This is a genomic window from Enterovibrio baiacu (assembly GCF_004120195.1).
Classification (GTDB): Bacteria; Pseudomonadota; Gammaproteobacteria; order Enterobacterales; family Vibrionaceae; genus Enterovibrio; species Enterovibrio baiacui.
On record NZ_SCHN01000005.1, the window covers coordinates 314,125 to 336,901 of the forward strand.

19 protein-coding genes are annotated in these 22,777 nt (G+C 53.4%); all 19 read right to left on the reverse strand.

The features are described from left to right. Positions 1-10: 10 nt before the first annotated feature. The 19 genes from EQP46_RS01750 to EQP46_RS24170 all read right to left on the reverse strand — a co-directional run bounded on the left by EQP46_RS01750 (position 11) and on the right by EQP46_RS24170 (position 22,766). Entirely contained in the window at positions 11-2,113 is a 2,103-nt protein-coding gene (locus tag EQP46_RS01750) for a hypothetical protein (RefSeq protein WP_129492004.1), read from the reverse strand. Then, on the reverse strand, positions 2,110-4,815 hold the full coding sequence (locus tag EQP46_RS01755; protein ID WP_129492005.1) for a baseplate J/gp47 family protein: 2,706 nt from the start codon (positions 4,813-4,815) through the stop codon (positions 2,110-2,112). Before EQP46_RS01755 ends, EQP46_RS01750 begins: the two co-directional genes overlap by 4 nt. 1 nt (position 4,816) lies before the next feature. Beyond that, positions 4,817-7,345 (reverse strand): baseplate J/gp47 family protein, encoded by a 2,529-nt coding sequence (locus tag EQP46_RS01760; protein ID WP_129492006.1) that lies wholly within the window; start codon positions 7,343-7,345, stop codon positions 4,817-4,819. After that, the gene (locus tag EQP46_RS01765; RefSeq protein ID WP_129492007.1) at positions 7,342-7,707 is read right to left on the reverse strand and encodes a GPW/gp25 family protein; all 366 of its coding nucleotides are present in this window, start codon (positions 7,705-7,707) and stop codon (positions 7,342-7,344) included. Before EQP46_RS01765 ends, EQP46_RS01760 begins: the two co-directional genes overlap by 4 nt. A gap of 69 nt (positions 7,708-7,776) precedes the next feature. Further along, on the reverse strand, positions 7,777-8,100 hold the full coding sequence (locus EQP46_RS01770; RefSeq protein WP_074924852.1) for a hypothetical protein: 324 nt from the start codon (positions 8,098-8,100) through the stop codon (positions 7,777-7,779). Positions 8,101-8,388: 288 nt separating this feature from the next. Continuing rightward, a complete protein-coding gene (locus EQP46_RS01775; RefSeq protein ID WP_017015410.1) occupies positions 8,389-8,904 on the reverse strand; it encodes a phage baseplate assembly protein V in 516 nt (171 codons plus the stop codon). A 44-nt stretch (positions 8,905-8,948) separates the two neighbouring features. After that, positions 8,949-10,076, reverse strand: coding sequence for a hypothetical protein (locus EQP46_RS01780; RefSeq protein ID WP_129492008.1), 1,128 nt, complete (start codon positions 10,074-10,076; stop codon positions 8,949-8,951). Further along, positions 10,076-10,435 (reverse strand): LysM domain-containing protein, encoded by a 360-nt coding sequence (locus EQP46_RS01785; RefSeq protein WP_129492009.1) that lies wholly within the window; start codon positions 10,433-10,435, stop codon positions 10,076-10,078. The genes EQP46_RS01780 and EQP46_RS01785 overlap by 1 nt, the downstream gene beginning before the upstream one ends. 27 nt (positions 10,436-10,462) lie before the next feature. Then, entirely contained in the window at positions 10,463-11,086 is a 624-nt protein-coding gene (locus EQP46_RS01790; RefSeq protein WP_102309542.1) for a CIS tube protein, read from the reverse strand. Beyond that, the gene (locus EQP46_RS01795; protein ID WP_129492010.1) at positions 11,087-11,320 is read right to left on the reverse strand and encodes a hypothetical protein; all 234 of its coding nucleotides are present in this window, start codon (positions 11,318-11,320) and stop codon (positions 11,087-11,089) included. Positions 11,321-11,349: 29 nt separating this feature from the next. Continuing rightward, on the reverse strand, positions 11,350-13,206 hold the full coding sequence (locus EQP46_RS01800; RefSeq protein WP_129492011.1) for an eCIS core domain-containing protein: 1,857 nt from the start codon (positions 13,204-13,206) through the stop codon (positions 11,350-11,352). Beyond that, positions 13,199-15,172 carry an ATP-binding protein gene (locus EQP46_RS01805; RefSeq protein ID WP_420841364.1) on the reverse strand — a complete coding sequence of 658 codons (1,974 nt, stop codon included), beginning with the start codon at positions 15,170-15,172 and terminating at the stop codon, positions 13,199-13,201. The genes EQP46_RS01800 and EQP46_RS01805 overlap by 8 nt, the downstream gene beginning before the upstream one ends. Before the next feature lie 149 nt (positions 15,173-15,321). Then, complete coding sequence (locus EQP46_RS01810) at positions 15,322-16,638, reverse strand: Pvc16 family protein (RefSeq protein WP_129492013.1); 1,317 nt, start codon at positions 16,636-16,638, stop codon at positions 15,322-15,324. Beyond that, positions 16,635-17,717 carry a hypothetical protein gene (locus EQP46_RS01815; protein ID WP_129492014.1) on the reverse strand — a complete coding sequence of 361 codons (1,083 nt, stop codon included), beginning with the start codon at positions 17,715-17,717 and terminating at the stop codon, positions 16,635-16,637. Before EQP46_RS01815 ends, EQP46_RS01810 begins: the two co-directional genes overlap by 4 nt. Then, positions 17,714-18,691 (reverse strand): hypothetical protein, encoded by a 978-nt coding sequence (locus tag EQP46_RS01820; protein ID WP_129492015.1) that lies wholly within the window; start codon positions 18,689-18,691, stop codon positions 17,714-17,716. Before EQP46_RS01820 ends, EQP46_RS01815 begins: the two co-directional genes overlap by 4 nt. 27 nt (positions 18,692-18,718) lie before the next feature. Continuing rightward, positions 18,719-19,246: a phage tail protein gene (locus EQP46_RS01825; RefSeq protein WP_129492016.1), complete on the reverse strand. Its 528-nt coding sequence runs from the start codon at positions 19,244-19,246 to the stop codon at positions 18,719-18,721. Between the two features lie 70 nt (positions 19,247-19,316). Continuing rightward, positions 19,317-21,257 carry a phage tail sheath family protein gene (locus EQP46_RS01830; protein WP_129492017.1) on the reverse strand — a complete coding sequence of 647 codons (1,941 nt, stop codon included), beginning with the start codon at positions 21,255-21,257 and terminating at the stop codon, positions 19,317-19,319. A gap of 550 nt (positions 21,258-21,807) precedes the next feature. Continuing rightward, positions 21,808-22,599 (reverse strand): ETEC_3214 domain-containing protein, encoded by a 792-nt coding sequence (locus EQP46_RS01835; protein ID WP_129492018.1) that lies wholly within the window; start codon positions 22,597-22,599, stop codon positions 21,808-21,810. Positions 22,600-22,604: 5 nt separating this feature from the next. After that, positions 22,605-22,766 carry a hypothetical protein gene (locus EQP46_RS24170; protein ID WP_017009843.1) on the reverse strand — a complete coding sequence of 54 codons (162 nt, stop codon included), beginning with the start codon at positions 22,764-22,766 and terminating at the stop codon, positions 22,605-22,607. Positions 22,767-22,777: the final 11 nt, after the last annotated feature.

A 22,777-nucleotide genomic window follows, 5' to 3' on the forward strand; every position in this document is an offset into this window, starting at 1 on the left:
TTCCTCTCCTTTAGGTCACGTAGATCAAGCCGAGATCGAGACCAATCGGCAGAAATTCGTCGAGGCGAAATTTCAGCGCATCTTCTCGTTGAGGCTGGTAAAGGTGGTGATACATTCCCATTTCGCTGCCACTGTCAGCGCCACGTCGAATTTCTTCTGGAGCAGCCAACAGCACTTGCCCATAGGCTGCGTTGCCATAACGCAGTGCGGTGAATGCTGGCACTAATCGGGCGCGCACGCCGCGAACGATATGGTCACGTTCTGCATCGGTGAGGGTTGGGTTGTGCAGCTCTGCGTCTTCAATGGCTTTCGCCGACGCAAATTGGGGCTGACAGTGATGTTGGCGAGGAACGCGTGAATGCGGAGGAATGTAAGAATACCGGGCACAGCCCGTTTGTCTTTGTTGCGCCCACACAGGGGCATCCCAATCATCTACCTCGTCAAGCGCGGCATCTAACAGGGCATTGGAAATTAACGGGAAACTTTTGGCGGCCACTTTGCCGATCACCGTGGTTTCACACAGTGTGAGTGCGCCACCATGGGTCACCTCGTCAAGCGCCGAAAAAGCCACATTCGTACGCGATGTTGCGTCGATCATGCTGTCTTTTATGGTAACGGACGCACCTTCTACACAATGAATCGCGCCAAGAATCGAACGCTCAATTTCAACGGTGACATTTGGGATTTCAATCACCAATGACGGCGTCGTTGGTTGTTGAGGTTCGCCATCCATGGACAGGTGAATACCCGGCACCAAAGTGACATTGCGCAGCACCAAACGGCGAAGGGCATTGTCGCCAGTATCAGGAAGCACCAAACGCCCGCCATAAAGGGTCAAACCGTCGATGACCACTTCTGCCTCTTCACCACCAATCACGGTCATGTCATCGCCATCAAGGTTGATAAATGCACGATGACCGTCAGCTGAACGGAGCGACAAGGTTTGATCGACATCCACGGCAATCGCCAATGGCTCGGTGAAGACGTGCGATACCGATATTTCCGCCACACCGCCCGATACTATGGTGTCCAGCACGGGTTGAATCGCCTCCCCCGCGGCAATGGTTAGTAGCGGCGACAAACCTTGAATAAAGCCCTCAGCCCGCGAGTAGTCGCCGCCCCCCACATCAGCACACATGCCGTAGTGATAGGAGATGTCGACCACATCAGGCTCGTCCATGCTGGCGGGTAAAAAGAGTCGCCCGAGCTCTGGGTCAACCGAAATGCGATCGACAGGTGAATGTGCCCAATTTGCACCGTCATCACTGAGGTTACAGATTTGGATCATGTCATGGGTTTGCTCAATCCCGTCTAAAAACAGGGTGAAAGAACGCCCGTAAAACGCGGAAAGGTGCGCGCCAGAAATACGACGACGCGCTAGCGGCACGGGCAGGTTTTCTTCGTTTGCAATGTGGTTAATGTCTGGCTCGGTCAGGGGCACGTTGAACATGGCGGTGTTGATGCCCATGGGGTTAAACAAGTAACGCCGTGCTGCCACCCTGAACGCGGGTGCGAGTGGTTGCCGATACGGGCGAAGTCGCCACAAAAACAGCCCAACATGTCGAAAATGGTGCCGCCCTTCCCCTTGGCTGATGCGCCCTGTGTCCATGGTGTAGCTGGCCGTATCAAAGGCGGTGCCTAGCGCATCGCATTGTCGGCTGTTTCGAATGTCTAAGGTGTAATGTTCGTGGGGTCGCGGGGCCGCAAGGTGCTCAGGTCGTGCGAGCAACCGGAAAAACTCGACCACACGAGACGGCCAACGCGTGGTGTCTGTCGCTAATTGCTCTAGCGTTAGCGCGACGCCAAGACGACGCGCAAGGCGAATCTGATTTGCCGCAGCAGCACGCTGGCTGACACCAGGAATTTCTGGGCCATAGCGATAACCCACCAGCTCACCAATGTAAGGCGCGGCCCATTCGTCGCAGGTTTCAATAAACTGATTGTCGTAAAGTCTGTCGGCTTCATCGCGCACAATTGCCGCTTGTTCCGCCAGAATTTCCATTAACGCTTTTAGCGGAAAGCCCTGCTCTTCATCGCGCTTGCGATAGATGTCGGGCAATCGCGCATAAAGGGCATCTGGCGATAAGGCGCTTGAAGACATCATGCTGCTCATAGGCTGGTCTCCAGATAATCCAGGGGCGCAGGGTGCAAACTCAGGATGGATGCACCAACAACGTCATCACCGAGCCATTCCGCCATCGGCGCGGCCAAACCATCTCGTCGTTCTGGCGTTGCGCCGCTGTATAAACGGTCGATCACCACCGCATCAATGCCGTCTATCTCGTGAAGGATCGCGATGATCTCGCTGGCAAACACAGGCTGACCGAATTGGCGTGCATCAAACGACAACGCCAGCCGCAGTGCGCTTTCGGCCGCCGTAGCAACCTCATCTGGCAAATAATCGGAATGGACTTGAAGACGCACGCCCAATTTGAAAAAGGTTTGGCGATAACTGCGCAGTAAGAAACGCGCAAAGGGATCGCCCGCGGCGGTGAGTGCATCGGTGAGCGTGGTGTGCAAGTCGCTGCCTTCTGGTACGGTTGCACCTTCTTCCGCCGCCACACTGACAATCACCTGCGGGCCGGTTGGCAAATGCAGCCATTGAGAGCTGGCTTTTGCGATGCCACCAAAGCCTTGCGCAAAATCCGCATAGTTGGTGAGCGACACCACGCGCCCTAGAGTACGGCAGGACAAAGGCGCGCTGAGGCGAATGGCCTCCTTGCCTTCTGGGTCTGCACCGCCATCGGCATGAAGCAGGTTTTTCACCGATTCCACACCAAGGGGTTGGCTCATCAATAGATTAAGTTGCCCTGCTTTCACCCGCCCCATTAGGCCGTGGGTTTTCCGATAGCGAGCGCGAATGTTTTGATGACCATTCCCCGGCATGGCACCGAGTACGCCATCCCCAAAGGCAATATGGCTATAGCCTTCTTCGTCAATTCGAGAGGTATACACACGGTCTGATGGCAACGCATGGAGGAAATGCGGAACAGGATGCCAAAGGATGTTGTTCACCCGCACTTCCAGCGTCGGTTTTACGCCCGTCGCCGTTTCAGCAGGCACAAAGGTTTGCGGTGCTTGCTTGGTGATAAAGTGCATGTGCGGTACAGCCGCCCCATCGCCCAGCACTTCTGCGACGGTTTCACCTTGCGAGGCAAAAGCAATGTTGGCTGCAATGCGAAGACTTTGCGGTAAATACGGCGCGCCAATCGCTTTAGTGAAAATCAGTTCGGTTCCCGCACCAAGTGTCAGATCGTGGGTCACGGTTTGAACGGTACGGGTCGCAATTTCAGGCGCATCGCCAAACCCCTCCGCTAGCCCGTGCAGCATGACCGTTCGCCCTGCTTCTAGCCCCGGATACCAGCCGTTTAACAACACGGTGTTGGTATTTTCATCCATGGGCGCTTCAATCGGCGGCTCTGCCAAGGTCAGCCATTCGCTCGCACCAAACGCGGTGGTTTTTCGAATCGCAAAACGGTTGAAGTGCTGTGAACGATCTAACCTCAATCGGGTACTTTTTCCCGTGACGGCAAAGAAAGACACGGAAAGATCGGCGGCATCCTCCACACGATAACGTGCCCACTGATCGCCATTGCGCAGCACAATGTCGCTACCCACGGCAATCTCTGCCACAGGGCGATCGAGGAAAATGTCGTTGTCACCTTCGTCCATCAATTGCAGCGAGCCACCATCTGCCCATGTGTTTTCGGTTTTATCGGCATAAGGCCCGGGTTCAATGCCTTCAACAACCACGCCTGAACTGTTTTCGCTGTACACAGGCACGGAACCCGTCAGTGAATGATGCAAGCTGGATAAGGGCGGTGCGGCATTGCCAAAAATGGCCGCCGATGCACGAAATACCAGCACCTGCTTGTCTGCACCGCTCATTTCAATCAGGGGGGCAAAAAAGGCTTTTTCTTCGACCTTTTCTTTCTCCAGTACTTCCACCAATTCGGCAGCGTCCATGGCTTTGTCTGTGTGTTCACCCGCGACTCCCACAAGCACTTTCGGTACCGCAATCGCTGCGGCACTGCCTGGCAACGAAACAGGTTCAGACGCCAATGGCGAGACCGTCACCCATGTAAGATCTTTCGCATCGGGGTCGTTCGCAATATCCGCAATCACGGGCGTTACCGCGTTGACCAAGCCAAAGACAGCCGTGCCATCGTCGGCGTAAAAGAACACTGCGTCGCCCGCTTTCAAGCGCGTGTTCGTGCCTTCAAACGGCAACCGTGTTGTGATGGTGGTTAACGGATGCGGCGCGGTGAGCTTAGGGCGAATCGCATTCCATGCCGCGCGGGCGGGCAGATCATCAAGGGTTTCGTAGATAACGGGGGTTTCATCTTGCCCCGGCGTACTTTGCACTTTCGTCCCCACCGGAATGGTAATCAGCTCTGGAATGCCCTCACCCGCTGCAATGTGAAACGCTAAATCTGCCGTCGCCGCCGCACCCGGGTGCGGCACATAATCAATCAAGGCGGCCATTTCATGCAGCGAGGTATTTTCCTGTGCGGTGCGAAGGTAGGCTTCGTTAAGCCATTGTTCGCTGTAAAACGTCAACACATCGCAGCTCGCCGCCCATGCATCAATCAAGGCAAGGGTGAAGTCTTCTGAATCGCGCGACGTTAATGTGCCAAGTTCGCCATATCTTGATGAGGAAAGTCGCGCCACCATACTTTGATAAAAGGCGTTGTGCTCGCCTGCGCGAAAATCGACACGGTACAAACCTGATGCGTTATTCGGTGCTTCTGGCGTCAATACCGACGTACCTTCACACGCGCCACAGGATGAATGTCCGGCGTAAGAATTTGCCATGTCAGCGCCCTCCTTCCATGTCTAACAAGAACACGCCGTTGCCGGGATGGCTCATGTCGTTATCCACCCGCGCAATTTCGGTTCTAGAGAATTTCAGTTTTCGCTCAGACAAACCGCTGGTTCTCGGGTCGCCGAAGCGACGAAAACGGGTCGCCTTTGCGGCAATCACGCCCTCCACGTTTTGTGCGGCGGCGATCAACGGCGACAAATGCAAGGTTTCCCCCGCGCGGAACTGGTCAGGATGAAGCAAACCCAAACGCCCATTCGTAAGGCGTTTTGCCGAGAACAATTTAAGAAGCACCTGCTGAACATGCGATTTGGAGGCATTCTTGGCGAGGCAAACGTGCAAGGTGATTTCGAGCGGCACATACACGGGCGTTGACACTTCAACATCGTGTGCTGCAAGGCGATATTTCTCATAGTGATGACGCAGCTCGGTGCGCTGTTCATCCAGCATGCCGACACGATCTTTGGGATCGGGCAGCGCGAAGGTGGTTATCCAACTGCCGGTATGGACATAGGCGCAGCTGACATCTTGAATCCACGCCAAGCGTTGCCCGAGGGTTTTGTAATCTTCACGGGTCACGGCGCGCTCTTGGGTTTTGAACAGGAAAGGCGCGCGTTTTCGAATGTTGGCGTTGGTTTCTGGGTTTCGGCCGCCCGCGCCCGCCGTGATGTTTCTGACCGCCGTCACTTCGGGCAGTGCTAGCGCGAGGTGATGAAGTTTGTCAGCTCCGATGTGCCCTGCAGAGCCAATGCCCACGCGGTAGGTCGCTGAAAACGCAGTGCCTGATAGCGGGCGGCGACCAAACACATTGTCGCCAAAACGCAAACTCACCGCCCCGTCGCGCTCCACTTCGGGTTTAAATACCCGCGCCGCACTGTCGCTGGCAAGGATGTCGCGCACAGGCTCATAACTCAGGGTTTCCATCCCGTCATCACTTTGTAAAGCGATGTTGGGATAGGTATCGGCAGGAATGGGCGTGCGCAACACATCTGACGCAGCGACGGTTTCCGATTGCGCGAAATAATCGGGGCTGAAAGTCAAAGGGGCATAGGCCAAATGCGGTTGATAACGCGGCGGCAGCAATTCGGCTTGGCGAGGTTCACACCCCGTTTCGGCGCAGTTGCCCGATTTTCGCTGTTTGGCCTCGCGCCCTTTTCCGGGCGCCCACGCTAGATAAGGTTCAGGTACCGAAGGCAAGGCTTCGTTGCTCAAGGTCTGTCCATGATCGACCAACACCATGTTGCCGCGCGCCACGCTGACAGGCTCAATATAACGGCGACCTTCTTCGATAGAGGTTTCAGATGAAATGCACACTGGCGCGCGAAGTGCATCTCTGGCATGCCAATGGATCAGGGTGATTTCATCCCCTGTGACTGGGTCAGTCAGCGGATCGCCGCCTTCATCAAAGGCTTGGGTCTCCGTCAGCAGCACGACGTGGCGATGATCGAGAACCGCATCGGCATGGTTGCCTGTGTTCGCACCTGTGATTTCTTCAATGGCGAGATACATGCCCGCATCAAGAGCAGGCAAATGCCCTGCTAAAGTGGCTTGTGTAGCCCCTCGAGGTAAATGGCAACGCGCATTGCTCCAGGTGTAAAACAGCATCTCATTGTGCGCGGCAAATAGGCCCGCGACATCATGGCACGTTTCATACACTGCACGGCTTTTCATCAACAATGCATCGTCCCGTGCGAAGGTCACAGGTTGTTCGTTCAATCGCGTACACACCGCACTGCCTTGAGGCACAACCACGGTGCTTGGTGCCATCGGCAACACATCGCTGGAAACCGATAAATGGCAAAAACAACGGGCATTGCAACCTTCATCCACCGCGTAATCGACAATGCGTGTCAGGCGACTGAGGGAGATGCGAGAACGCGCATGATGCAGATAGGCTTCGGTTTGCGCGGCGTCCTGCTGGTAAGCAATTTGGTCGGCGGTATACGCCAAAATATCCACCAGCGCGCTGGACAAATCCGCAGGGTGACCCGTGGCAAAGGAAGGCGATGCGATGGCCATGCGATCGAGCATCATTCGGCGGAAAGAGTGGAAATCCCGCGCGGTGTAGTCAATGCCAGTCTCAGGCGTTGGATCATCAGGGCAATCGCAATCAGACAAACAATCAAACGGTGTAGGACATTCCACTTTGAACGAAAAGGTAATGGAAGACAGCACAGGATCAAGGCTTGGCGGCGGTGTAGGGTTTAGCGTGCTGGTCACGATGTTCAGCGTATACGGCGAAAAATCCCCCGGCTGCGCGAGTTCGATAACGACAACATTGGTTTGCCCATCCAGCCCCATGGTAACGCCAATCACGTCGACGGCAGCCCCACCTTCAAGGCGGATGTTGTCAGCATCGAGCACGAGACCGTTAGGTGCATTGACAAGGTGAAGGTGCAGAAAACGTTGTCGGTCTTGCGGAACAGCGGCGGCACGATCCAACACTTCCACAAAGTCGATGCCATTGAGGAGAGTGCCCCGAACCGCTTCACGGCGACGTTGGTCGCAACAGAAATAAATCATCCTGCGGCCTCCCGAGTGAAACTGGCAGATTGCGGATCGCCCGAAGGAAGCAGGTTGTAGCCCACATCAATCTGCAAGGCTGATCCGATGAAATTCACCGTCACTTCCGTCAGTTCAATGTCATCTGGCATCCATGTTTGTAATGCGGTGGCAACCAATGTGCGGGTTTCTTCCGCCACGACATCGCCCGCGGGCGCAAACAGCAGTCGGTCTAATCCGCAGCCAAAGGTTGGCATCATCACCCGTTCGCCGGGTTGCGTGAACAGCACTTGCTCGATGCGATCGCGGATCAAATCCGGATGCAACGTGGTCGCGGTTCGCCCTTGTGTATCTATGCGATATGGAAAGTCAGGGTAACTCATGTTTCGTTCACCTCTGTCGCTGTTATTCCACGGCGATACAACACCGTGGCTGTTGCCAATGCAAAGAGCCTAAGACGCCACCACGCGGGGTTGCACCACGGATGGGATCAGCGGTGTCCCTGTCGGCGCACACACTGATTGGCTCGTGTTCAACACTAAAGGTTGCCCTAAGGAAAGTACGCGCACCGTTCCCGTTACCCACTGCGCAGTAACGCATGGGCCGTTACCTGCCGTTGGTGGTGGCATCGCACAACCCGCCACGGTGTAAGGTGCTGTCTGCAATACCGTGGCATTGCCCGACACCATCACTCTGGGATTCGGTACTGTCGGATTCGCCTGCCCGCCGTGAGAACACATAACGGTGGCACCGACATGTAGCAAATTTCCTGGCATACCCTCTCCTCACTCCACTGCCACGACACGTTTCTTTCTCTCTAGCTTTTTCTTTTGCTTTTTCTTTTGCTTTTGCTTTTGTTTTTGCCTTTTCTCTTTCCGCTCTCCCTGCCCTTCTGCTCTTTCTGCTCTCCCTGCTCTTCCTGCTCTTCCTGCTCTTCCTGCTCTTCCTGCTCTTCCTGCTCTCCCTGCTCTCCCTGCTCTCCCTGCTCTCCCTGCTCTTCCTCGAACCTCTTCTCTCGCTTCTCGCCCTTCCTGCTCTTCCTTCCCTTCCTTCTCTTCCTGCCCCTAAGTAATCGTCAGCGCCCCGCTGTTAATATCCACCGTCGGCCCAACAAGATTGATCTGCGCTCCTTTCCCATTGGTGATGAATATCCCAGCGTCCGATACCGACAACGTCACGCCCGTGGCGGTTTGTAACGTGATGCCACCCAAACCCATTGGTCCTAGCGCGTCACTGATAACAATGCCGTTCTTCGCCATGGTTTGAAGTGTGATGGCTGAAATCGGCGCAACCGCGGTTTTCGCCAAGCTGGGAATGTCTGACGCGGCCCCTGCGTAACAGCCCGTCCAAATGGGGTAATCAACATCCCCTTGCTCGAATTCAATCCAAACCCCTGCGCCAATGGGCGGCACCGAGAAGATCCCTGAATTCAGACCAAGGACAGGCAAACAGGGTAAACACCAGCTCCCCGGCGGCATGCCCGTCGCATCAGGCACGGTGGCGAGAATGCGGCCTTGCATCATAGGGTCGACGTTATTCACCACAGTGCCGCGGTATTTACCGAAGTATTTTTCGGTCATTTATCTCTCTCCGTTTCATGTCTCCATTGCATACATGTGATGGGTCATAACGGCACCCTACTCACTGTCGACAACAAGCCATCTCGGCGCAGTTCAAACGTCTGCTTCAACTCACCTTCGCTCAACGTGGTGGTAACGGAATCCACATAATGAAGCCCATTGAAGGCATGCCCTGCACCACGTACCGAGACGTTTTTCCTCGCCTCCAACAAACTGCCATACGCCAATACATCTAAGGTGCCCGTCATTTTCACAGCGCGAACCGCCGATTTAGCGGCTTTGGCTAACCCCACCAATGCCGCTTGAACAGGCGAATACTTTGCCGTCCCTGTCATAGGTTCGTCTTGCAATGCCAGCAGACGAACAACACCTAAAGGCGGATTAAGAGGGTTTACATCAGGCACAGGAATAGTGAGAGGCACTTTGGTTTGGGGATTAATGATAGTGACTAAAGGTAGCTTTCCTGCTTGCGTATCAACACTCCCCGATAACGAAACGACATTTCTGTGGGCGTCCAAATCATCGTTAAGTGGTTTTTGCACTTTTCCGAGCCGGACATCAGGCCCCCAATAGGCAACAGATACGCCAACTTGGTCGGTAGGTTCGATGTAAAACACATACCCCACGCGATCTGCCAACGACATGATGTATTTCAGATCTGTCCCTTGGTGCGCGGGAATACGTTGCGTGGGGACAGGCACATCAATCAGCACGGAAGGGATAACTTTGGGGATCAGCCCCATGAAGGCATATTTCGCTAACACCAAGTTAATGCGCGCGAAATCCGGCATGGCGGGATAGCGCATAAAACTGAAATCGATGTAATCCAATACGCGGCTTAAATCTTCCCCCGTTAACGTCAATCGAGACACCCCTGGCACCGCACCGGGCGAGACCGCATGATCGGTCACTACACCATCCATCAACACGGATTTCTTGCCGAACATTTCTACCGCAATCACGGTGCGAACCATTGGGATAGGGCTATTCGCAGACAACAGAAACACGGTATGCAGGGGCGAGTTATTGTCGATTTCAAACACCAACTGAAACCCTGATTTACCCGTGGTCACAGAGCGAACCTCGCAGGAAATAAATGCGTGGATAACGGCTTTCGTGACGGGCACTGGGGCGACAGGCCCAATGTACAAACTCATGACAACATCAGACATCAGCGCCCTCCAGAACCATTGTCAGTGTCATCAGAACGCAGCGCAATGCGTCGCCCAATTTGACTGACAAGCTCATCAGGGTGTTGCACCAAATTTGCATCGGCAATACACCACCATTTTGACGCGTCGGCATAGTACGCTGCACCGAGCAGGTCGAGCCTATCTCCTTCCCGAATCACAAGGCTTTGCACGCGTTCCGTTGACGCAGGCTGAGGAAGGAAACGACGACTTACAAACACCCTTTCCGTGCCATTTGCATCTGTCATCACGCGCAACGGCAACCCGACGTAACGACTGTTCGGCGTAAAGTCTGCGGTCTCTTCCGTGTTGCTAAGCAAATAGTGAGAAAGATCGGTCATCTTGTTGTCCCTCTTTGAATGCGCAAATCAATTGTCGATTGCAGGTTTCGTCGCTTTGCTGGCTTGACGCTCCAACCCTGCCAAATAATGCAGAAACAGTGATGATGCAGGATGGTCGAAGCCCAAATCATCGACGGTCAACACTTGTAAATTCACGCTGGCTTTTGCGCGAAGTGGGTTCAGCGCCGAATTAAAAAACTCTTCTTGCAGCGATAAACTGGTAAAGCGCACTGGCACTCTGCGGTTCATCCCCCAGCTAAACACTGGCAATGGCTGAACCATGGGAATGATGGTGAGCTTGCCTTGTCTGGCAAGAGCGTCGTTATCCATCAATTGTCGGCGGCTTGGCGTGATCAGCCCGCGCAGCGCAGCGATGTAGTGACCAATCCCGTAATTCAAGGCATCGCGATCCCCACGTTCCATCGCGTCGGTGGCATCCAAGGTCGCTTCGAAACTGATGGACTCTTTCGGTGGCCCATTCAAGCGCATCGGTTCTGCGCGCGTTTGCGAACTGGCGGGGGATTTCACCTCAAATTGGGTACTGAGCGTGGCAGGGTTAATCAGCAAAGGAATGGCCTCAATCGGCTCTCCACTTTGCTGGTCAAGTAACACAATGCCACCTTTGAGGAAGTTCGGCTGGCTCGATAACATTTAGCGTCCCCTTCCTGCTTGTGTGCGGGTTTGCAACTGATGCATCACGGTTTCCGTTGTTCGGACGATGGCTTGCTCTCGCGCAATTGCGTGCTCTCGTATGGACGTCGCACCGTCAGAAAATCCGCTCGGCCAGTGCTCAACAACGGCGTGCGATAAGGCACGATACACGTCGTGATACGTGGCGTTATCCGGCAACGAAATGTCATCAATATGGAGATTTATCTTCATCATTTTCTCCCCTTAAAAATCAGTGCAAACCGTTAAGGCATCGCCAGATTGGCGGGTGCCGTCCACCACAGCGGTGGGGCAAGCGATGGGATCATCCGGATCCCGCGATAAATTAAATACCCAATCCCGACAGCCGCAGCCGCCCCCGCCACCGGACGCAAGTCTGGCATTTGCGTGGGCGGTGTCACCGGATTGGTAGGACGCGGCGTCTGAGGTTGTGGCTGTGGTTGAGGTAGCGGCTGTGGCTGCGGTTGAGGAGCGACACGCGGCACGGGTTGTGGTTGCGGCAACACAACTGGCACAGGCAAATGAATGCGAATACGGATACGCCTAGGTGCGCGGCGACGTTGTGTATTTCGGCAACGGTAGTAATACACACCGTTAGAGGTCGCCCCGCCTGTTGGCGGCCAGACGGACAAATCTTGCAGCGGATTGGCGACAAACGGCATGGTCGGAAACGCGTATGACCACATGGTGGTGGCGGGACCGATGATACGGCGATAATTCGCCAAATCTCGGTTTAATTGCGCCTCCGCATCGACCTGTCGACCGTTGAGCCAAGATGCGGGTTTGATTTCTCCTAATTCATCCACCAGCGGCGCACCGGTAGGCGGATACTGCTTCACCATGTCTGGGCGGGTTGAACCTGGAATTTGAAAGCCCGGGTGACCATTCCCCAAACAAGGCGTGCTGGGTGAAATGGCTTGATAGAGTAAGCCACAAAATCCACCGATTTGACGGTGTGCCGCAATCCCGATTTGCCCCATGGTCATCGCAGGGACATTACAACCCGCAACGACGGCGCGCTGCACAACACGAGGCTGACCTGACGCGCCACCGAGCAATTGTTCCGCGCTATGGGTGACACCATCAAGTGCTTTGGCTTGAGCAATGCCAGTTGTTCCAATATCCTGCCCGACACCGACACCTTGATTCGGGATTGCCCCAACTTGAGACACCAAGTTACTCGATGGCGCAGGGTCCCCCCCTATTTGATCAATGGCAGATTCGGGGATCAAATACAGGCTGTGTTGCGCGTCTTCATATTCGCGCAAACCATCAAACAAGCTCTGTAATTCATCTTGGTCAAACGCTTCGCCAAGGAATTCCAAATCGTGGGCAGGATCGTCCATGCCCACCACTTGCGCCGATTGAGAGGCATCCATATCACGCTGTGCCCAACGTCCAACGGGGCCTGATGGTGTGGCGAGTTGAAAGGCTTTCCCCGCCGCAAAGGCTTCACCACCGCGGTCGGCTTCTTTTTCGTATGCGTCGCCTGTTCCTTGCAGTTTGGCGAACGACAACCCTCTACGCTGCTGCATCACATGGGTGAGTTCGTGGCCAATAAGCTGCAAACCTGACGTCGTGTTTGGCTGGTAAAAGCCCGCGCCGAAATACACGTCGGATCCCGTGGTAAACGCTTTGGCCTGCAAAGCACTCGCATACGTTTGTGCTTTAGCGCCCGTGTGGATATTGACGTCGGGTAAGGCAGTGCCAAAGGTTTGTTCGGCGCGCGCACGGAGAGCATCCGACAAATTGCCCGCCTGAACCGACGACGTAGAAGACGATGGGCGAGATAGAAACGCGTTGCTGGCTAACGGTGACGCGGCGGCTTTTGCAGCACATGCCCCACACGTACCGCCTTGCGGCGCGGCATTTCCACAAGCACACTTGCGCTGCACGATTGCCGAACTAGCCCCCACAGGGTGAGATCCCACAGAAAATCCGCCCATTGAATTTGCATTGACTGCATCGAGCATGGTGTTCGACATAGACGGTTCGCGTTGCGGCACCACTGGTGGCACTACTGGTTTGTTGGCCTTGCGTTCAACTGTCTTGTTGGTGTTGCTCGAAGTCGTGGGTTTAGTTGTGATTGCGTGCTCAGCCATAATCCAAGTCCCCCGCTTTCACTGGTCTATCGAGTTTTTGCAACTCCGCCGATGCCGCTTCCATCAAAAAGCGCATCATCACGGGTTCGTTATGCTGCGCGGCGAGAAAGGCGCCGTTGAGTGCAACATTGTGAATGCTGCCGCCCGTCAGGTTTAAACGCGACAAACGCACGGGATCAACATCGCCTGAGAGCGGTGTTTGTGGTGGGAACACGGTGCGCCAAATACGTTCACGCTCGGCAGGCCCTGGGAAGGGAAAATCCACCACAAACCGTAATCGGCGTAAAAAGGCTTTATCGATAGAAGATTTCAGATTGGTCGCCAAAATCGCCAGCCCACGATAGCTTTCGATACGCTGCAGCAAATCATCAATGCCGATGTTAGCGTATCTGTCATTGCTGCTTTTCACGTCACTACGCTTGCCGAATAAAGCATCAGCTTCATCAAAAAACAGGATCGCCCCACACTGCTCAGCCGCCTGAAACAGTTCACGCATTTTCTTCTCAGTCTCGCCGATGTATTTGCTGATCACGCTCGACAAATCAATGCGGTATAAATCCAGTTCCAACTCGCTGGCAATGGCTTCTGCAGCCATGGTTTTCCCCGTGCCGCTGTCACCACAGAACATGGCGCTGATGCCCATGCCTCGGCTCATGCGTTCACGAAATCCCCATTGTTGATAAACGCGATTTCGTAACCCCACTTGCGCCGTGAGTTGTTCAAGCATGGTGGTTTGCTTCGGCGGCAGTACCAAGGTCTCCCAATTGGCTTTGCAATCAATACGCTGAGCAAGGCGGGATAATGCGGTTGCAGAATGACGTTGGCAGGCTTTCCACAGCACGTGATCAACGTTCGATTCACCCTGATCGCGAAGCGAAGAAACCGTGACCAATTGCTGAATATCGGATTGGCTAAAGGAAAATTGCTCCGACAAACGCAGTGGCAAATCAGCATCGGCATGGGGTAACAACTGTCGCCAATACTGCTCTTGTTCTGTCACGGATGGACGCGCTACATGAAGCGGGAAACTATGTGGGAAAATCCCCATGGGCGAGTCCCCCGCTTCGAGCACAACCACGCCGTGAATACGTTCGACAAATTGCTCAACCACATGCTGACGTGACGGATCGTCCGTGCCTTCAATCACCAGCAACAGCGGTGATAGCCCTGCCTCACGCTGCCACAAACGAGATAGCGCATCGAGGTCGTTGGCATGGGTCGGCAAACTCATCGCATGCAAGCGGTGCAAATTCATGCCAACGCTTGCCGCAAGTGCGTGTGCCATGTTTCGCTTGCTGGTTTTGTCTTCGCCATACAATTCGATAATTGCGCGATGCGACTGCATGTGTGTTTGCACGTTTTGTTGAATAAAGCGCAAGGCCCCAATGCGCTGTTTTTCTTGCGAGGCACTCAGTGGCCGTTGAGCGAGGTGATTCCCGGTCGGCTCTAACATCACACTCAAACGTTCATCCAAGTAATTCACGCCACGCACAAAATTGAGTATGCGTTCATCCGGGGAAATAATGGCATCGCTCGCGCCCATGGATTGCCACTCAATCAACAGCCAATAACGCAGCGGGGAATGCGGCGAAAATACACTTCTGTCGTTCTCACCACCTTCCTCACTTAACCCGTGTAAAGAGAGCGCCATGCCGATGCTTGGCATGGTTTGAAGCGGGTTGCCTGACATCGACACGCAGGTCGCACTCACCTCGCTGTCCAGCGCAGCACTTAATGAAAACGCCAATGCCGTTTGATCCACGCCATTTAAGCCAAACTGCTGCACCAGAAGGTTAAACGCGGTCGGCGGCTCAGACACAAATTGACGATGGATGTCGTTCAAGGGACGGATATTTTTAGGCGCACTCCGCCCTGCAAGGGCCGGTTTTGAAAGAATGGCTAACCCTTCTTTTACCCAAGCAATCACCTCAACCATATGGCTGTGATTCGCCTGTTGCCAGTTCATAAACGATGCGGACTCAGGGTGCTGTTGCGACGCATCTGAGCCTTTCGAATCATAAGCGTTCGAATCATGAGTCCCGTTACCGCGCGCCACACTGACAGTGGAATCAGAATTGGCGTTCTCTTTATCTGCGTCGATTCGAAGGATGTCGGTCATGCGGGCACCACCACGATTTGGGTTGGATCATAAATCGGCGGACGTGGCGTAAAGTCAGGGGCAATGGGCGGACGATCACGCTCAATGAACCAACTGTCCACGCCGTCTACACGGATTCGAACCGGATAGTTACCTGCAGCCAGGGCGGAGAAAACAAAAGTCAGTGTGTCTGTCGCTGTGGTGATCTCTTGGGCGCTCGCCCCTTCGCTGCCAAGCCATAACGTTGCTTGTTGGCCGGGGTGCAAATGCGGCGAAACACGGATGGTGACCGTGATGCTCGATGCGGCTCGAACAATGTTCAGCGGCGGTAACGTCAGCACCGGGGCGATTTGTACGGTAAGTTGATTCGATGTTTGCGCCGCCCCTGCCACATCCTGATGGAAAAGCAAAGAATAGGTGCCCGACGCCCAAACGGCGGGAGCATTCGGCACTTGCATGGATTGCCCACGCGCATCGCCCCCCGCTTGTGCCATAACGGTGTGTTCGATGTTTAAAGAAGGATGCAGATGAGACAGTGAAAACCGTGGATTTACCCCGCCCATTTCAACACCTTCCACATCAAACACATCATTGACGCGCGCGCTGGACTGCAAGGCTGGGGTGATCACTCGGCGAATCAATGGCGAATCAGGCGCAAGGGTTGCGATCACCATTGGCCCAGTATTGTCTTCACCAATGGTCAACACAGGCAGCACATTGTGGGTTGGTGCGCTCGATTGGATGATCACGGTGGACACACGGTAGGTCATGGACGGACGATATTGGCTTTGCAATGCACTCCACAACGAGGATATTTCACCCACCGCCATAGGATGAGGCGCAATACGGAGCGCTTCGGCTTGATCAGCCAAGCCCGTGCTCGCCAGTGCTTGAAGCAAGGGCGGTAAGCCCGCGGCAATGGCGGGAGAGGGATTCAAGGCGGTTTGTATTTCAGAACGCGTAAACCCCGGGTGTTCATGCAATATCTGCATTGCATACCCTAAGAGCACGTCATTGTGCAGATCTGCGGTGCCGTATGCACTGACAAGGTAATACAGATCTAAGGCCAGCGGCGTATTGTTGACCCGCTGCCCATCACTGTTTCGTGTTGGCAAGCCTTGATTTGCCCACGCACCGTTCACTTCGGAGTGATACAGAAACACATTCAACGCTGGCGCGTTGTTTTCTTCTTGCGCCAACATTTGATCTGGCGGCAACGCATGCACAGGTACGTTGGTATTCACCACCGCCGCCACGTCGTGATCCACCAAACCGTCGTTGAGCAAATCACGCATCAACTGGGTGACGCCTGCAATCGCTAATGCACTGCTCATCGTTCACCATCCTGACGCTGACGAAGGTAGTCATTAAGCGTCATTGCAGGCTTCCATGCTGTGCGCTCATGGGCGACTTGCTGCTGGGTTGCATGCGTAGACGACTGAGGCTGCGCTGATGCGGTTACTGTTACCTGCCCGATAGTGACATTCACCGACACATTGCTCTCTGCATGTCGGCGCTTCGTGGCAAATTGCTTTGCCTGCTCCATCTGTTGAGCACGATCTGACAACGAGGCAGTAGAGACATCTGCTGTCAGCGGAGAATGACTGGCTTGCACCGCTGTAACGCTCGGTTGAGAGGCCGCGTTCATGGTCGATGTTTGAGCAGGAGGAGATGTCGGCGACAAAATTGAGGCAGCCACGTCCTGCGTGTAATCACCACGGCTCGGTGACGTTTGATGAGATGGGGGATTTGCCGATGCTACGTCAGCGTCTTCGTTTCCGCGTTCTCCGCGTCGGTGGTCATGGTGTGTGTGTTGAACAGATGCCGATGTGATGGCTTTCCCGTCTGAGCCCTGACTTCTTGGGCTTCTTGAATGTAGCGACGACATGTTGCTCGAGGATGAATGCGCAAGGCTCGAGCCATGTTGCGAAAGTGATTGAGCTTCAAACATTGGTGAGACTGGGGTTTGATGTGCCGCGCTGTCTGCATATCCTTCGGTTGCGTTGCTAACTGTTACCTCGCTAACTTTCGTCGCGTTGTTATTGGTGCCCTTGTTTTGAGTAACGCTGCTTTCATCATCATGTTCAATATCGCGAACCGTTTCTTGAGACGCACTGACGCTTTCCTTTGTGTCGTGAAACAGCGTCGAACCGGATGGTGAAATGGCCACAACATTCGACGCGTGATGCGCGTTCGAAAGCAATGAAGAAGATGATGCTGACGATGAAAACGCATCGCCTTCCTTCCCTTCTGATTGCCCCGAATTCCCTTGGCTAGGTGTCTGCGTTGCTGTTGCAGATAGGCTTGAAGGCATGCCCGCCGAGATCCCCGAATAGTAAGACGGAATCATCGGTTTCAAGGTTTGTTGACCTTGTAGGTTTCGCGTGAGGTATTGACCGAATAGACGACTCATGAGATCACCATTGCGATATGTTGGCGACGACGCGCCGGACTCATCGATAAGATGGCATCACTCGACCAACCATAAGCGGTGGCGAGAATATGCACATCCCACAGTTGTTTCTCAACATCAGCAGCGAGTAGTGCCCAATACTGATGACCAATGTCAAATTGATGCTGCGTCTGTGCCCCGCATTCGGGGCACGACGCATTCAGCGAAACGATGGTCAGCGGTTCGATGCGCAGCATTTCTTGTTCCAGCGTATCCAAGGTGCTGATCCATGCTTGTTGTTCTTCGCTCTCTAACCCTTTGTCCTGTTGTTTTTTATTTTGATGCTCTTTGTCGTTTTGCTCCCTTTCGTTTTTTCTGCATTCAGTCGCGCCACCTTCACTGTGTTTATCAGCAAATACGGCACACAAATCGTTGAAGCTCGCCTCATCCAGCAATCGTTCGCACACCTGTTTGGTGGTTATCCCACTAGGGTTAATATTCTGAGCACTGGAAGACGATTGAATGAGCGCAAGGTCTTGTGTTGTTGGTAATCGAAACCGATATTCGTCGCCGTTTAAGGCAATAGGGTGATACGTCGGCACGTACACATCCGTGTCTACCAATGAAGCCTGCGTATGTTGATGCTTGTATTGATTGCCACTTTCATCGCGACTTCCAATGCAAGACACCGCGGCTTTTAACGTTTCTGAGCTGCTTTCAAGTAAGTCTGACACCGTGAAAGCCAGCTGCGTTTTGGTATCACACGCATGACAACGCCCTTCTACTTGAATGCTCTCGCCAAATTGGCTGCGGTATGCGAGCAGCAAGGCATGGTCTCGCCCTACCAGCGTCCAACGCTGCAATGCCTCGAATGGCACTGTCGGCAGATGGGCAGCCAAGATAGTGATTGCACGGTGGGACGGCGACAGTTCCATCGCCGATTCCCAAAGGGCAACACGCTGGTTGTCGTCTAATGACGCGATACCAACACGCATTTTTCTTACTCAACACTCAACGCAGGATCACGATTCAGGATAAACAAAGCTTGGTTCTTTCGGCACGCTAACATCATTGCGCTCCCACCCTTCGTTCTCCAACTTCACTGACTGGATCATGAACGCCGAACTTGACGCATCCAGTGCAGGAATGGCTTTGTAGTCCGAGACCCAACAGGCATGAATGGTGTAACTCATCACCTTCTGACCGGCTTCGTTGAGCACGTCTAAAATCAGTGTTTTACGAAAATCAGCCAGTGACACTTCCCCCCCAAGGTCGGTGCCGATGCGCCATACCTTGTTGGCCCATTGTTCAAACTGCAGATTCTCTGTCACGCCGCGTTCTAACGTTATGGCTTCGAACTTGGCTTGTCCGGGGGATTTACGGGTGTGGGACGGGTCACCCCCTTCTCGGTATTCCAACACTTCCACCGAGCGGCTCAGCCCAGAGACTTTTTGAACCGCTGCCAACACGTCGCCACCCATCTCTTTCACGATGAATTTGTAGCCGGGATACGGAACAATGCGTTGACCATTTACATTGAGCTGCGACATGTCGCCTCCTCGCAATTATTCGAATTCACTTGCCTTAAACACGCCTAATGAGGCGCGACCCTTCACGCCTTTAGCTGCCACTGTTGTTCATGAGCTGCAAACTCACCACCACAAACTCCGCAGGATTTTTCGGTGCGAATCCCACGAGTACATTCACACGCCCTGCAGCGCGGTCAGCAGGTGTGGTCGTTTCTGCATCACACTTGACGAGAAAGGCTTGTTCAGGCGCAGAGCCTTGGAACGCTTTTTGACGGAAGAGTCCCTGCATAAAGTTGGTCACCGCGATGCGGATCTCTGACCAAAGAGGCTCATCATTGGGTTGGAAAACGGCCCATTGCAGACCACGGAAGAGGGATTCCTCTATAAAGAGTGCGGTGCGTCTAACAGGGATATACGCCCACTCGGAGGCCAGTGCATCGGCTCCTCGTAGTGTTCGAGCGCCCCATGCAATGTTGCCGCTGATGCCACCATTGCGAAGGCAGTTGAGACCGACTGGATTTAACAAACCGATTTCGTTGTTGGTGAGGGCGTGATTGAAACTGACAACATTTCGGAGGGATGCAGTAATGCCCGCGGCGGCTGTCCATACACCGGATTCAGTGTCTTTTCTGGCATATAGCCCCGCTACCGTTCCACTCGGTGCGATGGTTCTGAGGCGATTCTCGTTGTTCGGATCGGGCACTTGAACACGCGGATAGTAAGCGGCGGTATTGCGGTGACGAAGCCCTGCCCCGGCCACTTCATCAAGCCAATCGCTCGCTTCTTCCACGCTGTTGACATCGGCCGGTGGGTCTATCAACAAGAACGAACGTTGCTCTTCACAGTAGCTGATCGCAGGGCTAATGACGCTCGACATGGCCGCAACACTGCCTAAATCCGAGGCTTCTGGAATCATCATGATGTTGAAAAGATCAACGTCTTCCAGCGCATAAATGCCTGTCCGCAAATTACGATTACCACGAAGTTGCGCAGCGGTTGGCGCAATGCCATCTGTTCCTGCTGTTGCAGCAGTTTGATGACCTGCTACCACATTGTTCATGGCATATTGCTGAACATTGGCTTCGGTGCTGCCAACAAGCATCAATACTGAGCCCGCATCCCCTGCCGATTCTGCGACAGAAACCACCTGACCGGATCGATAGTCGGGACTGCTTCTTCCCGAGAAAATCGCCATACGATCACCACGTACCACCACCTGACATTGCGCCCAAAGCGGATCGGCAGGTCGTGTGTCTCGAATGGCGTTTTGTATCATCAGGGCAGCTTCAGCTATCGTGGTGGGTTTGGCTGTCGCATCAACAACCACATCAAACACGCCTGTGCCTAAATCCACTTGAAGCGTATTATCGTCTGCCATTGCGGCGTATGTCGTGGTGTCTTGCACACCAGAATAAAACCCTGTCGGCGCAGGCATATCCGTACCTGGAGCAGGTAGCCGCAACTGCACCATAAGGGAATCGTCGTTGACCACGTTCAGCACATAACGGGGGTGTGTTGTCACCATTGAAACATTGGAGAACGTTTCGCTGCGAACGGGGACTTCAATCCCATCGACATGGCGGATTTCCGATACCGAAAGGTTGAATAAATTGGCGGGATCAGACGTGAGGTAATCGACATCAACACGAATGTGGTTGTTCCATCGACCTGGGTCTTCAACCAACGCATCTTGTACTTGGCGACCTGCAGTAAAACGGAGTGATGTCAGACCATTCCAGCTTTGCACTGTCATGTCGCCCGTTGTACCTCCACCAACCCGAACGGCAATCGCCTGACCGCCGCCATTGAGATAGAACTGAGAAATGGCATAGCTGGTTTCACTGTCGGTATGCACACCGCCGAGATGGGTGTCGAAATCACCAACATGAAACAGGGTCACAGGCGAGTTGAGTGGTCCTCGAGAAAAGCCGCCGACAAACGCGGCGATGGATGTAGCTACGCCACCGATTGAGCGGCTACCACTGGGGATTTCTTGAATGTAAACGCCCGGGTATGTCAGTGCGACTGGCATGGAATACCTCCTCAATCGAGACAATTGGCGCAAAACCTTTTTACCTCTGGTGCGAAGTGAGGGATGTAAACACCACCCAATTCTGCACGCCTTCTAAACACATCTGCACTCAAAGGAAAGCGTTTCAATCACCAAGCGATTGGCCTAACAGAAAAGCAACTTGGCATATCACAACGTTTTAAACGTTAGATTTAGAAACACCCTTGAAGAGTATTGGTGAATAGATACACAAAGGATGGAGTGAAATCGGGCGGGACGTTTGTCGCGGAGTTAAGAGAGTCCCCTCTGAACGCTGGATTTTCGCAAAAAAGAACGTTCGTTTTACGGCCTTAATTTCAGAGGCATAGCGTGCATGTAATCCTTATCATCAGTTTTTGCTTATTTAAGTCCAACTTTTTTTACGCAAAATGAGAAAGACTACTTTGCTAGACAAAACATGGAACATTCACCCACTAATTTGCTCAGTTTTCCGGCTGATACGAATAAGAGAAAGTGAGACAAAAAAGGAGCCAAATGGCTCCTTTTTTAAGACAGCGTTAAATGCGCGGTATCATTGCTCGGTGATCAAACGGTATTCAGACAAGGTCAAAATGGCACTTTCCAGTACGTCCAGACCAAGAATGCTGTAGCCGTAAAAGTTCGGCGTAATGGCATCACGCAGTGCGACCGCAGGTTTTGTTACGTCATCACCCAGCATCATGCTTTCTGACAGCGCATCAAAAAGACGCTTCGTGTTGTCATCTAACGGCCCAAGAAACTCGCTATAACCCGCTACAGAGTTGTACAAGTTACTGAAATCACCTTCACTGTTTTCTTCAATGTAATAGCTAACCGAGCGTGATGAGTTCAAGCGAATATCATTCACCATTTCATGTGCAGAGAAGGCTTGCTCAAGAAGAAACTCCCCGCCTGAATGCTCGTTGGTGTTGGGTAAAAAGCCCTCTTCAGGAAAAACCAAGAATGCTGAAATTGCGCCATCACGCGTCACTGCTGACAACACAAAACGTTTGTCTTGGTAGTATCTGATGAAATCCCCTGACATGCTTTTTTTGATGTATACAGGCGCACCGAACGTTTCTTCCAACACGTCTTCTGATGCGCGAATGTATATGCGATCAAGCTTGTTGTGCGAAGGAATATCAGTGAACTGTGACAAAGAGAGGGTATACACTTTTTCGAGCGCATCCATGGTGTCATTCAACCCGCCCAATGCAATCGCGATGATGGAAACGAAGGTAATGATCTTCGCCCATTTTTCACGCACACGCTGACGCAGGTTACGTTCGATAATTTCCTCTTGCGCTTCCAGGCAAAGTTGTTCGCTGTTTTCAACCAAAGACATGTCGCTTACCCCTTCAGATCTTCAAGCTTTTCAATGGCGGTGTCGATCACTTGCTCACTGATGGCTTCGATGTCGTCTTCGCTGATGTAACGTGTAATGTCGTCAGAAAACCTTACCCCAATAAATACGCCAAACCCGACCAGCGCAAATACGATATATTTCAACATTTATGTTCTCC